The organism is Kushneria konosiri, from assembly GCF_002155145.1.
Lineage (GTDB): Bacteria > Pseudomonadota > Gammaproteobacteria > Pseudomonadales > Halomonadaceae > Kushneria > Kushneria konosiri.
In genome coordinates, this window is sequence record NZ_CP021323.1 from 742,203 (window position 1) to 755,849 (window position 13,647).

The window sequence follows — 13,647 nt, forward strand, 5'->3', positions numbered from 1 at the left end:
TAAGCGCGCTCCATCAGGAGTACCTATTCCTTTGATTTCCGGAACATGTCAGTGACCACGCAACACTCCTTTAACCGTGATCAGCTGCTCGCGTGCAGTCAGGGCGAACTTTTCGGACCTGGCAATGCACAGCTGCCAGCACCGAACATGCTGATGCTCGATCGCATCATCAACATTCAGGAAGCGGGTGGCAAATACGGCAAGGGCGAGCTGATCGCTGAGCTGGATATTAACCCTGATCTCTGGTTCTTCCAGTGCCATTTCCCGGGCGATCCTGTCATGCCGGGCTGCCTTGGCCTTGATGCCATGTGGCAGCTTCTGGGTTTCCATCTGGGCTGGCTGGGCAATCCCGGCCGCGGCCGCGCCCTTGGGTGTGGTGAGGTCAAGTTCTCCGGACAGATCCTTCCGGATGCCGAGAAGGTTACTTACCATATCCATATCAAGCGGGTGATCACGCGGCGCTTGATCCTTGGCATCGCCGATGGCGTTTTGTCCGTGGATGGCCGCGATATTTACGAAGCCAATGATCTGCGTGTTGGCTTGTTCACCTCCACTGCGAATTTCTGATGGGGAGGCTCCCATGCGACGAGTGGTAGTCACTGGCCTGGGCATTGTCTCCTGCCTGGGCAACGATCAGCATCAGGTCCTTCAGTCCCTGAAGGAAGGCCGTTCGGGTATTCGCTTTCGCGATGAGTATGTCGAGCGCGGAATGCGAAGCCATGTTGCCGGTGTTGTTGATATCGACCTGGACGCTCTGGTCGATCGCAAGCAGCGCCGCTTCATGGGCGATGCGGCCGCCTACGCCTACGTTTCCATGCAGCAGGCCATCGAGGACGCCGGCCTTTCGCCTGACCAGGTGTCCAACGTTCGCACCGGCCTGATTGCCGGCTCGGGCGGCGCGTCCTCTGCCAATCAGGTGGAAGCCGCCGATATCCTGCGCGACAAGGGCCTGCGTCGAGTCGGCCCCTATCGCGTGACCCGAACCATGGGCAGCACGGTATCTGCCTGTCTGGCCACGCCCTTCGCGATCAAGGGGGTCAACTACTCCATCTCTTCAGCCTGTGCGACGTCAGCACACTGTATCGGCAGCGCTGTCGAGCAGATTCAGCTGGGCAAGCAGGACGTCGTCTTTGCCGGCGGCGGCGAAGAGGAACACTGGACCCTGTCGTGCCTGTTCGATGCCATGGGGGCGCTGTCCACCAGCTACAACGACTGCCCCGAGAAAGCATCTCGTGCCTATGACACGGCCCGCGACGGCTTTGTCATCGCAGGTGGTGGCGCCATGCTGGTGCTCGAAGAGCTCGAGCATGCCAGAGCACGTGGCGCCAAAATCTATGCCGAGGTAGTAGGCTACGGCGCCAACTCCGATGGCCATGATATGGTAGCTCCTTCCGGTGAGGGCGGCGCTCGCTGCATGCAGCAGGCCCTGGCGACCGTTAAAGGGGACATCGACTATATCAATACGCATGGCACCTCGACGCCGGTTGGCGACATGTGCGAGATCAAGGCCCTGCGTGACGTCTTCGGTGACAAGGTTCCGGCACTCTCCTCGACCAAATCGTTGACCGGACACTCTCTGGGAGCGACCGGCGCTCAGGAAGCCATTTATTCGCTTCTCATGATGCAAAACGATTTCATCTGCGCCTCTGCCAATATCGATGAAATCGACCCGGAAGCCAGCGATCTGGATATCGTGACAAAGCGTCGTGATGGCGTACGCCTTGAACGGGTTCTGTCCAACAGCTTCGGATTTGGCGGCACCAATGCCTGCCTGATCTTCCAGCGCATGGCCGACCAATCGTCCTGATCGCCATGACAGGCAGTTGCCAACCGAAAAGGGCGCCCCGACGGGCGCCCTTTTTCATGCATGCCATCCAGCCCTGCATTTTACAGCGGCCTGTCGCTATCTGATCGGCTTCTATAGTGTGCTGACAGCGGCGTCCTCTGGTGCCGGCCGGGGAACCTTCGAGATACGCGCCAGCTCCTGCTCGATCCACTGCTCGACTTCCCTCGTCACCTCATCCGGTTTGCGATCTCGAGTGGCAATGGGCTCACCGATCACGACATTGATCTGCCCGGGCTTTTTGAAAAGACTTTTGCCCGGCCAGTGCTCACCGGCGTTATGAGCGACAGGCAGTATCGGCACCCCGGCCCGGCAGGCCATATGAATACCGCTTTTGTTGAAGCGGCGGCGCTCGCCAGGCGGCACCCGCGTCCCTTCGGGAAACAACAAAACGGAAAGCCCCGAAGCCAGACGGGCAGCACCTTCCGTTAACACCAGCTTGAGCGCCCTCGAGGGTTTTGATCGATCCAGCGGGATCGGCCTGAGCATTCTCAGCGCCCAGCCAAAAACCGGGATTTTCAGCAACTCCTGCTTGAGCACCGTGCACATGGGCGACTTGATGGTCTGAAGGAACAGGGTTTCCCACTCGCTTTGATGATTGGACAACAGCACGCAGGGCCCATCCGGGATATGCTCACGACCTTCCACGCGATAGCGTACGCCACAACAGAGTCCAAACCAGAACACGATGAAGTGGTTGTAAAGGTTCAGGACTCGAAAGCGGCCATTGAGCGGTAGAAAAAAGGCCAGCGGCACCAGGGTGACGGCACTAACAAGAATGGCCATCAGATAGCCGGTATAAAACAGCAGACTGCGTAGCGCCTTCACGTCCCCTTCTCCTCGTCAAAGCGTGCCTGACACCATTGTTCGAGCATGGCGTCCAGCGCCAGCCGCCAGGGCTTTTGATGAACGCCAAAGGTCTCAAGCATCTGACGACAGTTGAGCACGCGTCGCAGCGGCTGATCATGATGGTGGTGCAGCGGCTTGATCTCGCCAGGCGTCATATCAATGTTTCTTCTGGCGAGCTGAATCTCCAGTTGATGGCGCACTACGCCATGAAAGGTATAAAGACTGACCGGTTCCACACCGGCAAGATGATAGGCCCCCCAGGCGTTGGCGCCCGAAAATTGCTGCGCCAGCATACCGATCACGGCACGAGCCACCGCCTGTACCGGGGTTGGACAGACAATTTCATCTTCTGCCGCGCGCAGGGTCTTGCCGCTTACCAGCTCCTCCAGCATGCGTGCCAGCCAGGCGTTGCGACCTTTCAGCGCCATCAGCGGACCGGTCCGCACGATAAAATGCTCGGTCAGTCCCGAACGAATCCGGTTGCCCGTCTCCAGCAGGCGCTGGAGACCCTCATCCCGGGGCGAGGGCAACATGCTTTCTTCGATGGGCATGTCCGACCCGGTATCAAAGACCTGATCACTGACAAACCAGACCAGCGGCACGCCAAGTTCGTGACAGGCCATCATGATGGCCTCTACCTGTTCGACATGCTCGATCATCTCGGCATAGTCGACACTGGCCGGACACAACAAGGGTGGAAAAATGACAACGTCCGGCGCCCATGCCTTTAACTGCGGCAGCGGGCATTGGCGGGAACGCTCCATGATCAATTCAACATCGCTTCGCGAGTCGCTTTCATCGATGAGCGCCCGACCAAGACAGTGATCGGCATCAAGCAGTAATAGTTTCATTGAGTTTGCGGCCCGACAGAAAATGACGTCACTCTTGGCGGGCAGTGACGCGGCAGGCCCGACACTTTACAAAAAAAACCCATGGGTTGCACTGTCCAGACCCCGTCGCATGCCAAAGGCTGCGCAGCAGCAGGCCTGCGATCATCGACTATCATCATTCAAGGACTCATGAGCCGTTTAACAGACAAGAAGCCTGCCTGAATGACAAAAGAAGCCACCATCGTCACGCGCCATCGCAGCGGCAAGGGGTTTACCTACCGCGATGAAGCAGGAAAGACCCTGAGGGATCAACACTGGCGGGAGTGGATCAAGGGGCTTGCCATTCCGCCAGCATGGCGTGATGTGACCATTACGCTCGATCACAAGGCACACATTCATGCCACGGGAAGAGACAGCGTCGGACGCAAGCAATACGTCTATAACAGCCAGTGGCGTGAACAGCGCGAGAAAATGAAATTCGATCGCATCGTCGACTTTGCACAGCGGCTTTCGACCATGCGACGTATCACCGGTCAGCACATGGCCCGCGAGGGCATGCCTCGAGAGAAGGTGCTGGCCTGCATGGTCAGACTGCTGGATACGGCCTATTTTCGCCCCGGTAATGACAGCTACAGCGAGCAGAACGATTCCTATGGGCTGACGACCATGCGCTCGCGCCATCTGACCATCAACGGCGACGAGCTGATTTTCGACTATCAGGGCAAAAGCGGCCAGCAGCAGCACAAGGTGATTGAAGACGAAAAGCTGGCACAGATTGTCGGGGAGCTTGACGACATTCCAGGCTATGAAATCTTCAAGTATTTTGACGACGACGGCCACAAGGTGCGTGTCGATAGCCATGACCTTAACGATTATATCCATGAGGTCATGGGAGAGCGCTTCAGCGCCAAGGACTTTCGGACCTGGGCCGGCACTTCCATTGCAGCGCTCGCTCTTGATGAGCTGGGCATCGGCGATGATGACGATGCCAGCCAGTCGTATATTCGTGAGGCGGTGGAGCGTGTCGCCACCCGTCTGGGCAATACCCCCAGCATTGCGCGCTCAAGCTATATCGACCCTCGCGTGATCGAAAACTACCTTGATGGCCGGCTATTGCGACACTTTCTGGAGCAGATTGAGGATGCCCTTGATGAGGATGATCTAACGGGCCCTGAAGAACGCGCCATTCTGAAGCTCCTTCAGGCCCGTCTGAAGAGAAAATAAGAAAACAGTCTTGCATCTGCATAGCCTCCTGTCGCAACAGATAGTAGGCTTGCCATATAATTATCAGTTTTTATTTAAACCAACTTGGCTCTTTTTCACCCAAAACACTTGACCCATATAAACGCTTCAGGAATATCCTTGATGAATGATTTAGCCGGCAAAAAAATTTATGTGATTATTGACAATATAACGACCGGCGGCGGCATTGAACGTGTTTGCAGCGTTATTCTTCCTCTGCTGGCAAAAGAAGCAAATATCAAGATCATAGGGCTACTCGATAAGGATTCACACACGACCTATGATTTTTCCAACATCCATATTGTACCTTTAAATAAAAGCAATCTTTCCGGCCAGGCTGGCTATCTCAAACTGTTATCGCAAGCCTTCACTATTATAAAAGAGGACCGTCCGGATATTGTACTTTATCCCAGCATGGGTCGCCTTACGGTTTTTGCCGCTCCATTTATACTGAAAGATCGTTTATTTTCGCGAAAAACAAAGCATGTTGCTTGTGAGCACATTGCTTTCAGTAGTCATTCAGGGCTGGTATTAAAACTCAAACGAGCCACACTTCCCCGCTATGACAGAGTTGTATTTTTAACTTCTAGGGATATTGATCAATTCAGGAATCGTTCAAATCTTCTTTATATCCCCAACCCCTCTCCTTTTACTGAAGTTTTGCAAACAAGAACCGCGCCATCGAATAAAACAGCTATTGGTGTAGGACGGCTGACCTATCAGAAAGGTTTTGATCTGTTAATTCCCGCCTGGAAAGATTTTACCAAACGCCATCCTGACTGGAAGCTCATTATCGCTGGGGAAGGCGAAGATCGTACCAAGCTACAATCCTTAATTGAACAACATGAACTAGAAAACCACTGTGAGCTTTATGGTAGCAGTCAGGATATAGGACAATTATATAAACGCGCGGACATTATGCTAATGCCTTCCAGGTTCGAGGGATTGCCGATGTCGTTGATAGAAGCGCAATACTATTCACTACCTATCGTTGCCTTCGACTGTGAAACAGGTCCGCGTGAAATAGTCACCGATGGAAAGGATGGATATCTGGTCCCTACTTTCGACCAAAAAGAGTTTGCTGATGCAATAGAAAAGGCTATCGATCCTGAAAAATATGAAGCCTTATCGGCAGCCGCAGCTCAAAACGCCAAGCGCTTTGATCGTCATGAAGTCATTCATCACTGGAGAAAACTCTTTAATTCTCTGTAATGCATGAAGCGCTATGAAAAAAAATGGTGCCTCCTGAAAGGAAGGCACCATTACTTTAATTTTATTCAGCAAAAGGAAAAATCTAGAACGGAATTTCGTCGTCGAAATCGTCGAAGCTGCCGGGGTTCGGCGCGCCGCCCCCCTGGTTTTGACCACCCTGCTGGTGTTGCTGAGGGCTCTGACCATAGTTGCCCTGGCCCTGACCGTAGCCGCCCTGGTTCTGACCACCCGAGGGGCTGTTCTGGCGCGCACCGCCGCCCTGCTGATCGTAACCACCCTGGCCATAGCCACCGCCGCCCTGACCACCGAAGTCACCGCCCTGAGCTCCGCTGCGACTATCCAGCATCTGCATGTCGTTGGCCACGATTTCGGTCGAATAGCGATCCTGGCCATCCTGACCCTGCCACTTGCGGGTCTGCAGACGCCCTTCGATATAAAGGCGCGAACCTTTTTTGACATACTGCTGCGCAATTTCAGCCAGCTTGTTGAACATGACAACGCTGTGCCACTCGGTGCGTTCCTGACGCTGACCGCTCTGACGATCGGTCCAGGTATCAGTAGTTGCCAGACGCAGATTGCAGACAGGACTGCCGGAGGGCAGAAAACGTACTTCCGGGTCCTGACCCAGATTGCCGATCAGTATGACCTTGTTTACCCCACGGGCCATGTTTCTCTCCAGTGCCGGCTGGCATGTTTAAACGAATGAACTGACAAGGCCATCGCCTTGACATGATCGTCTATAATAACTGTATGGATATTCACTGCAATGCAGGCCTTGCCACGCAGATACCCGAACGTACAAAAGGGGCATCCTGCGCGGTGACTTTTGATGTGCCCTGACAGGCACCCAACCTTTATGGCATGCCAGCTCCATTTTACCGGGCTGCGCGCCACATGGAAAACGCTGTGCACTGCATTTTGCGCCTCGCTTTCAACACCTTCTATAGTGTCTTTCCGACGCCGGCGATGAGGTAGGTATGGATCGTATTTCGGTGAGTGGGGCCCGCACCCACAACCTGAAGAACATTGATGTCGAGCTGCCCCGTGACAAGCTGATTGTCATTACCGGGCTCTCCGGATCAGGCAAGTCTTCCCTGGCCTTTGACACTCTGTATGCAGAAGGACAACGCCGCTACGTCGAATCACTCTCGACCTATGCGCGTCAGTTTCTCTCAATGATGGAAAAGCCCGATGTTGACCACATCGAAGGGCTGTCACCGGCCATCTCCATCGAACAAAAATCCACGTCGCACAATCCGCGCTCGACCGTCGGCACCATCACCGAAATATACGACTACCTGCGCCTGCTCTATGCCCGTGCAGGGACGCCACGCTGCCCTGATCACGAGCTTGACCTGGAGGCTCAGACCGTTTCGCAGATGGTCGACCAGACACTCGCGCTGGAAGAAGGCACTCGGGTCATGCTGCTGGCGCCCATCATCAAGGGCCGCAAGGGAGAACATCAGCAGACGTTGACCGAACTGCGCACCCAGGGCTTCGTGAGGGTTCAGATCGACGGTCAAACGTATGAATTCGATGAGCTGCCCACGCTCGACAAGAACAAGAAGCATGACATCAGTGTCGTGGTAGACCGCCTGAAGATCCGAGAGGACATCGAACAGCGTCTGGCAGAGTCCTTTGAAACCGCGCTCGGACTTGCCGATGGCGCAGCCGTGCTGCATTTCATGGACGGCGATCGTGAGGACATGATTTTTTCATCTCGCTTTGCCTGCCCCATCTGTGGCTACTCGATCGCCGAGCTCGAGCCGCGCATGTTCTCTTTCAACAATCCTGCAGGTGCCTGTCCGAGCTGCGACGGGCTGGGGGTGCATCAGTTCTTCGATCCCGACAAGCTTATCCGTCAGGACGAACTCTCCCTGTCTGAAGGCGTCATCAAGGGATGGGACAGACGCAGCATCTACTATTTCAATCAGCTGGAAGCCGTGGCGGCGCACTACAAGTTCGAGCTGGAAACGCCCTGGAAGCAGTTGCCGCAACGCGTTCGCGATGTCGTTCTGCATGGTAGCGGTCGCGAATCCATTTCGTTTTCCTACGTTAACGATCGCGGCAAGAAAGTCTCACGCGAGCATGCCTTTGAAGGCGTGCTGCCCAATATGGAACGCCGTTATCGGGAAACCGATTCGAGCATGGTCCGTGATGATCTATCGCGCCATCTGGCCGTACGCCCCTGCCCGACCTGTCACGGCAGTCGTTTACGCCGTGAGGCGCGTCACGTTTTTGTCGATGACCATTCGCTGCCGTCGGTCGTCACCAAACCGATTGGCGAGGCCCGAACCTTTTTTGGCGTCATGGACCTTCCCGGACGCCGCGGGGAAATCGCCACGCGCATCCTCTACGAGATCACCAGCCGTCTCGAATTTCTGGTCAATGTCGGACTCGACTACCTGACGCTGGAACGCAGTGCTGACACCCTGTCAGGCGGCGAAGCTCAGCGCATTCGATTGGCCAGCCAGATCGGTGCCGGACTGGTAGGGGTCATGTACATTCTCGATGAACCCTCCATCGGCCTTCATCAGCGTGACAATGATCGTCTCCTGCAGACCCTGACCCGGCTGCGCGATCTGGGTAACACGGTCATCGTGGTCGAACACGATGAAGATGCCATCCGCTCTGCCGATCATGTGCTCGATATCGGCCCTGGCGCCGGCGTCCACGGGGGTCAGATTATCGCTCAGGGCACCCCGGATGACATTGAGGCCAGTCAGGACTCGCTGACCGGCCAGTATCTGTCGGGCACTCGACGCATCGAGATCCCGTCAACGCGCACGCCGATCAATCCGGAGAAGGTGCTGCACCTGACCAGGGCCTCCGGCAATAATCTGGATAACGTGGATCTGGCGCTGCCGCTGGGCCTTTTTGTCTGCGTGACGGGTGTATCGGGTTCAGGAAAGTCGACCCTGATCAATGCCACGCTGATGCCCGTGGCGGCGCGCGAACTCAACAAGGCCACCACACTGACGCCCTCTGCCTACAAGACGATCGAGGGCCTCGATCAGCTCGACAAGGTCATTGATATCGACCAGAGCCCCATCGGACGAACGCCGCGCTCCAACCCGGCTACCTATACCGGCATCTTTACGCCCATCCGGGAACTGTTTGCCGGTACGCCCGAAGCTCGCTCCCGCGGCTACAAGCCCGGGCGTTTCTCGTTCAACGTCAAGGGCGGACGTTGTGAAGCATGTCAGGGCGAAGGGATGATCAAGGTGGAAATGCATTTTCTGCCCGACATTTACGTGCCCTGTGACGTCTGCGGCGGTCGTCGATATAACCGGGAAACCTTGGACGTACTCTACAAGGGGCAAAGCATTCACGATGTGTTGGAGATGACGATCGAGGAAGCCGTCGAGTTTTTCTCGCCGGTCCCCGCCATCGCTCGTCGACTGCAGACCCTGATGGACGTCGGACTGTCCTACATCAAGCTTGGGCAAAGTGCGATCACGCTATCCGGAGGGGAGGCGCAGCGCGTCAAGCTGGCGCGAGAGCTGGCCAAGCGTGATACCGGCAAGACGCTCTATATTCTTGATGAACCTACAACAGGGCTTCATTTCGAGGACATCAGACAGCTGCTGGGCGTCCTGCATCGACTGCGCGATCAGGGTAATTCTGTAGTGGTGATCGAGCACAACCTGGATGTGATCAAAACAGCCGACTGGATTGTTGATCTCGGCCCCGAGGGCGGTTCCGGCGGCGGACGCATCATTGCCGAAGGCACACCCGAAGAGATCAGCGAGCAGGAGATCTCACATACCGGACGCTTTTTGAAGCCGCTGCTGGCGCGAGGCTACTGACTGTATATAAATAACTTTCCAGACCCTTGAAGGGCAAGGCCGGAAGCCACCCTGCTTCCGGCCTTTTTATGCGGCGGTTACAGCGCTGAAACACCCCGGATCAATGTCAGGCAGGGCCTGAAAGGCAGGTCGTGCATAGTAATAGCCCTGATGACGCGTGATGCCGTTTTGATACAGCCATCGCGCTTCTTCCAGCGTTTCGACCCCTTCAGCCACCAGCCCCATATCAAGGGATCCAGCCATCGAGCAGATGTGACGCACCATGTTCTGACGCCGCCGATCGTGATCAATATTGCTGATCAAGATTCGATCCAGCTTCAGATGATTCGGTGACAATACCGTCAAAAGATCAAGGTTGGCATGGCCGGTACCAAAATCATCCAGCGCCACACTAAACCCCATCTCATGATACTCCTCGACGATGTGGTGCAGATGATCGCGATCCGTCACATGCTCGTTTTCGGTAATCTCGAAAATCAGGTTATCAAGAGACCACCCCACCCGCTCGGCTACTTTAAGGGTGGCACGTATGCAGGCACGTGGCTCGTAAACAGCATTGGGCAGGAAATTGATGGACAGCCTGGAGGTCATGCCCAGCTGGCTGGCCATCTCGATCGCACGGACCCGACAGGCCTGATCAAAGGCATAAAGATCCTTTGGCGTGACCTGCGACAGTATTGACCAGGCTGACTCACCATTAACACCGCGAACCAGTGCTTCATGCGCAAAAACGCTGCCATTTTCAAGATCCACAATCGGCTGAAAGGCCATGGTAAAAGAGAACGGCAGATCATTTTGACAGTTTTCACATTCCCCGTTGACGAAATGACATCCCACGGCAAGCACTCAAAAGGCTGATTGGATTGTCAGTATGGATCAGGAAGGTATTTTTCAGAGACAAAAAAAGCCGACCCGGAGGTCGGCTTTTCTGACGATAGCAAAAAGGGCGGTTTATTCTTCGCCGCTGGCTTCTGCTGCTACCGGGCGATCAACCAGCTCGACGTACGCCATGGGCGCGTTGTCGCCGGCACGGAAGCCGCACTTGAGAACGCGTACATAACCACCCGGACGGGTGTTGTAGCGCGGACCCAGCTCGTTAAAGAGCTTGCCAACCGTATCCTTGGAACGGGTACGGCTGAACGCCAGACGGCGATTGGCCACACTGTCATTCTTTGACAGGGTGATCAGCGGCTCAATATAACGACGCAGCTCCTTGGCCTTGGGCAGCGTGGTTTTGATCATTTCATGCTCGACCAGCGAAATGCACATGTTCTGGAACATGGCATTACGATGCGAGCTGTTACGGCTTAGATGACGACCGGTTTTACGATGACGCATGGATAAGATTCCTTACCAATCTGGGGCGCGAGTCACCCGTTCAGGCAGAGGCCTTGTCGTCTTTCAGGCTCGCCGGCGGCCAATTGTCCAGCCGCATGCCGAGTGAAAGATTACGGGCCTCGAGAACGTCCTTGATTTCATTCAACGACTTCTTGCCGAGATTGGGTGTTTTAAGAAGCTCTACCTCGGTGCGCTGAATCAGGTCACCGATATAGTAGATATTCTCGGCCTTGAGGCAGTTGGCACTTCGGACAGTCAATTCGAGATCGTCGACAGGACGCAGCAGAATCGGATCGATTTGATCTTCCTCTTCCACTACTTCCTGCTCTTTCTCGGCTTCAAGATCAACGAAGGCAGCCAGCTGCTCCTGCAGAATGGTTGCAGAGCGGCGAATGGCTTCTTCGGGATCCAGCGTGCCATCGGTTTCCAGATCAATGACCAGCTTGTCGAGGTCAGTGCGCTGTTCAACACGCGCTGCTTCGACAGCATAGGAAACACGGCGAACCGGTGTGTACGTGGCGTCAAGCTGAAGCCGTCCAATGGCGCGTGACTCATCATCACGCTCGGCACGGACGTCTGCAGGCTCGTAGCCACGGCCGCGCATGACGCGCAGCTGCATTTTCAGTTCACAGCCATCATTGATATGAGCAATGACGTGATCCGGATTGACAATCTCGATGTCATGATCAGCGGCAATATCGCCGGCGGTCATGATGCCCGGGCCCTGCTTGTTCAGCGTTAATACAACGTCATCGCGGCCATGCATCTTGATGGACACGCCCTTCAGATTCAGGAGGATTTCAATAACATCTTCCTGAACACCTTCGATCGCGCTGTACTCGTGCAGAACGCCTTCGATTTCTGCTTCTGTAATCGCACACCCAGGCATGGATGACAGCAGAATACGACGCAGGGCGTTCCCGAGAGTATGACCAAAGCCGCGCTCGAAAGGCTCGAGCACGATCTTTGCATGATTCGCGCTGACTTCTTCGACCTTGATGTCGCGAGGTCTTAGAAACTCTGTCACTGAACGCTGCATATGAACACCTATCAGGCTGCCAAACGGTTAATCCAAAAAAGCTCAATGCTTATTTGGAGTACAGCTCGACAATCAGGTTTTCGTTGATGTCGGCAGACAGGTCGCCGCGCTCAGGCAGGGCCTTGAAAGTGCCTTCCATCTTCTTCGAGTCAACGTCGACCCAGCTTACATCGCCGCGATTGCCAGCAAGTTCGAGGGACTGCTGAATGCGCGACTGATTCTTGGCCTTTTCACGAACGCTGACCACGTCACCGGGACGAACCTTGTAGGACGCCACGTTGACGGTACGACCGTTGACGGCGATGGCCTTGTGGCTGACCAGCTGGCGAGATTCGCTGCGAGTCGAGCCAAAGCCCATGCGATAGACAACGTTGTCGAGGCGAGTCTCGAGGAGCTGAAGCAGAACTTCACCAGTGGCTCCCTTCTGACGCGCGGCTTCCTTGTAGTAATTGCGGAACTGCTTTTCCAGTACGCCGTAGTAACGACGGACCTTCTGCTTTTCACGCAGCTGCGAGCCGTATTCGGAAAGACGCTGACGGCGCTGACCGTGTTGACCCGGGGGAGTCTCTGACTTGCACTTCTTCTCGAACGCCGTGACACCGCTCTTCAAAAAGAGGTCGGTGCCTTCGCGACGAGAGAGCTTGCACTTCGGACCAGTATAACGTGCCATGAGTGTGTCTCCTTAAACGCGACGCTTTTTCGGCGGGCGGCACCCGTTGTGCGGAATGGGTGTCGCGTCGGTAATGCTCTGCACGCGAAAACCGGCGGCATTCAATGCACGCACGGCGGACTCACGGCCGGGCCCCGGGCCCTTGACCAGTACGTCGACGTTTTTCACACCATACTCGGCTGCAGCGGTAGCTGCACGTTCACTTGCCACTTGGGCAGCGAACGGGGTGCTCTTGCGAGAACCACGAAAACCCGAACCACCGGCAGTGGCCCATGAAAGAGCGTTGCCCTGGCGGTCTGTGATCGTCACGATCGTATTGTTAAAAGAGGCATGGATGTGGGCAACCGCATCCACGACCTGCTTTTTAACCTTTTTACGGTTACTGCGCGGGTTAGCCATGTTTGATGTTCCTGAATTCTAAACGCCGGACATGCGTTTATTTGCGAATCGGTTTACGCGGTCCCTTGCGGGTACGCGCATTCGTCTTCGTGCGCTGCCCGCGCATCGGAAGACTGCGACGATGGCGCAGACCACGGTAGCAACCCAGATCCATGAGACGCTTGATATTCAGCGTAATCTCACGGCGAAGGTCGCCTTCCACGGCATATTGGCCAACTGCAGTACGCACTTCGTCGAGTTTCTCGGCGGAGATATCTCCAACCTTGACGTCGGGTGCGATACCCACCTGCGCACAGATTTCCTTAGCGCGGGTGCGACCAATACCGTAGATGTAGGTCAGCGAGATCGCCGCATGCTTGTTGTCCGGGATATTGACGCCTGCAATACGGGCCATCAGCTTTCTCCGAATTTGAGCG

General features: G+C 55.5%; 14 protein-coding genes. 5 read left to right on the forward strand and 9 right to left on the reverse strand.

Features of this window, described 5'->3' with window-relative positions:
• Positions 1 to 51 precede the first annotated feature (51 nt).
• Together fabA and fabB are read left to right on the forward strand one after the other, a co-directional pair.
• Positions 52 to 567, forward strand: coding sequence for a 3-hydroxyacyl-[acyl-carrier-protein] dehydratase FabA (gene fabA / locus B9G99_RS03435; RefSeq protein ID WP_086623260.1), 516 nt, complete (start codon positions 52 to 54; stop codon positions 565 to 567).
• A 13-nt stretch (positions 568 to 580) separates the two neighbouring features.
• The gene (fabB, locus tag B9G99_RS03440) at positions 581 to 1,807 is read left to right on the forward strand and encodes a beta-ketoacyl-ACP synthase I (protein WP_086620766.1); all 1,227 of its coding nucleotides are present in this window, start codon (positions 581 to 583) and stop codon (positions 1,805 to 1,807) included.
• Between the two features lie 111 nt (positions 1,808 to 1,918).
• Here the strand turns inward: fabB and B9G99_RS03445 are convergent, their stop codons facing one another.
• Together B9G99_RS03445 and B9G99_RS03450 are read right to left on the reverse strand one after the other, a co-directional pair.
• Positions 1,919 to 2,671, reverse strand: coding sequence for a lysophospholipid acyltransferase family protein (locus tag B9G99_RS03445; protein ID WP_086620767.1), 753 nt, complete (start codon positions 2,669 to 2,671; stop codon positions 1,919 to 1,921).
• Positions 2,668 to 3,543: a sugar nucleotide-binding protein gene (locus B9G99_RS03450; protein WP_086620768.1), complete on the reverse strand. Its 876-nt coding sequence runs from the start codon at positions 3,541 to 3,543 to the stop codon at positions 2,668 to 2,670. Before B9G99_RS03450 ends, B9G99_RS03445 begins: the two co-directional genes overlap by 4 nt.
• Positions 3,544 to 3,744: 201 nt before the next feature.
• Between B9G99_RS03450 and B9G99_RS03455 the strand changes: the two genes are divergently transcribed.
• Together B9G99_RS03455 and B9G99_RS03460 are read left to right on the forward strand one after the other, a co-directional pair.
• Positions 3,745 to 4,746, forward strand: a complete 1,002-nt coding sequence (locus tag B9G99_RS03455) for a DNA topoisomerase IB (protein ID WP_086620769.1) — start codon at positions 3,745 to 3,747, stop codon at positions 4,744 to 4,746.
• A gap of 141 nt (positions 4,747 to 4,887) precedes the next feature.
• A complete protein-coding gene (locus B9G99_RS03460) occupies positions 4,888 to 5,976 on the forward strand; it encodes a glycosyltransferase family 4 protein (RefSeq protein WP_086620770.1) in 1,089 nt (362 codons plus the stop codon).
• A gap of 82 nt (positions 5,977 to 6,058) precedes the next feature.
• On the opposite strand, the gene ssb is transcribed toward B9G99_RS03460, so the two are convergent.
• Positions 6,059 to 6,643 (reverse strand): single-stranded DNA-binding protein, encoded by a 585-nt coding sequence (ssb, locus tag B9G99_RS03465; protein ID WP_086620771.1) that lies wholly within the window; start codon positions 6,641 to 6,643, stop codon positions 6,059 to 6,061.
• Positions 6,644 to 6,953: 310 nt separating this feature from the next.
• Here ssb and uvrA point away from each other — a divergent pair, with 310 nt between their 5' ends.
• Entirely contained in the window at positions 6,954 to 9,785 is a 2,832-nt protein-coding gene (uvrA, locus tag B9G99_RS03470) for an excinuclease ABC subunit UvrA (protein ID WP_086620772.1), read from the forward strand.
• 66 nt (positions 9,786 to 9,851) lie between these two features.
• Here the strand turns inward: uvrA and B9G99_RS03475 are convergent, their stop codons facing one another.
• From B9G99_RS03475 to rpsM, 6 genes are all read right to left on the reverse strand, one after another.
• A complete protein-coding gene (locus B9G99_RS03475) occupies positions 9,852 to 10,556 on the reverse strand; it encodes an EAL domain-containing protein (RefSeq protein ID WP_086623261.1) in 705 nt (234 codons plus the stop codon).
• A gap of 180 nt (positions 10,557 to 10,736) precedes the next feature.
• On the reverse strand, positions 10,737 to 11,123 hold the full coding sequence (gene rplQ, locus B9G99_RS03480; protein WP_086620773.1) for a 50S ribosomal protein L17: 387 nt from the start codon (positions 11,121 to 11,123) through the stop codon (positions 10,737 to 10,739).
• Positions 11,124 to 11,163: 40 nt separating this feature from the next.
• Positions 11,164 to 12,162, reverse strand: coding sequence for a DNA-directed RNA polymerase subunit alpha (locus B9G99_RS03485; RefSeq protein ID WP_086620774.1), 999 nt, complete (start codon positions 12,160 to 12,162; stop codon positions 11,164 to 11,166).
• Positions 12,163 to 12,211: 49 nt separating this feature from the next.
• Positions 12,212 to 12,832: a 30S ribosomal protein S4 gene (rpsD, locus tag B9G99_RS03490; RefSeq protein WP_086620775.1), complete on the reverse strand. Its 621-nt coding sequence runs from the start codon at positions 12,830 to 12,832 to the stop codon at positions 12,212 to 12,214.
• Positions 12,833 to 12,844: 12 nt separating this feature from the next.
• A complete protein-coding gene (rpsK, locus tag B9G99_RS03495) occupies positions 12,845 to 13,231 on the reverse strand; it encodes a 30S ribosomal protein S11 (RefSeq protein ID WP_009723883.1) in 387 nt (128 codons plus the stop codon).
• A 37-nt stretch (positions 13,232 to 13,268) separates the two neighbouring features.
• Positions 13,269 to 13,625, reverse strand: a complete 357-nt coding sequence (rpsM, locus tag B9G99_RS03500) for a 30S ribosomal protein S13 (RefSeq protein WP_086620776.1) — start codon at positions 13,623 to 13,625, stop codon at positions 13,269 to 13,271.
• Between the last annotated feature and the right edge of the window lie 22 nt (positions 13,626 to 13,647).

Bases quoted from the DNA above. Each gene is read 5' to 3' on its own strand.
- fabB (WP_086620766.1), top strand. From the start codon at position 581: ATGCGACGAGTGGTAGTCACTGGCCTGGGCATTGTCTCCTGCCTGGGC.
- B9G99_RS03450 (WP_086620768.1), bottom strand. From the start codon at position 3,543: ATGAAACTATTACTGCTTGATGCCGATCACTGTCTTGGTCGGGCGCTC.
- B9G99_RS03455 (WP_086620769.1), top strand. From the start codon at position 3,745: ATGACAAAAGAAGCCACCATCGTCACGCGCCATCGCAGCGGCAAGGGG.
- B9G99_RS03460 (WP_086620770.1), top strand. From the start codon at position 4,888: ATGAATGATTTAGCCGGCAAAAAAATTTATGTGATTATTGACAATATA.
- ssb (WP_086620771.1), bottom strand. From the start codon at position 6,643: ATGGCCCGTGGGGTAAACAAGGTCATACTGATCGGCAATCTGGGTCAG.
- uvrA (WP_086620772.1), top strand. From the start codon at position 6,954: ATGGATCGTATTTCGGTGAGTGGGGCCCGCACCCACAACCTGAAGAAC.
- B9G99_RS03475 (WP_086623261.1), bottom strand. From the start codon at position 10,556: ATGGCCTTTCAGCCGATTGTGGATCTTGAAAATGGCAGCGTTTTTGCG.
- rplQ (WP_086620773.1), bottom strand. From the start codon at position 11,123: ATGCGTCATCGTAAAACCGGTCGTCATCTAAGCCGTAACAGCTCGCAT.
- B9G99_RS03485 (WP_086620774.1), bottom strand. From the start codon at position 12,162: ATGCAGCGTTCAGTGACAGAGTTTCTAAGACCTCGCGACATCAAGGTC.
- rpsD (WP_086620775.1), bottom strand. From the start codon at position 12,832: ATGGCACGTTATACTGGTCCGAAGTGCAAGCTCTCTCGTCGCGAAGGC.
- rpsK (WP_009723883.1), bottom strand. From the start codon at position 13,231: ATGGCTAACCCGCGCAGTAACCGTAAAAAGGTTAAAAAGCAGGTCGTG.
- rpsM (WP_086620776.1), bottom strand. From the start codon at position 13,625: ATGGCCCGTATTGCAGGCGTCAATATCCCGGACAACAAGCATGCGGCG.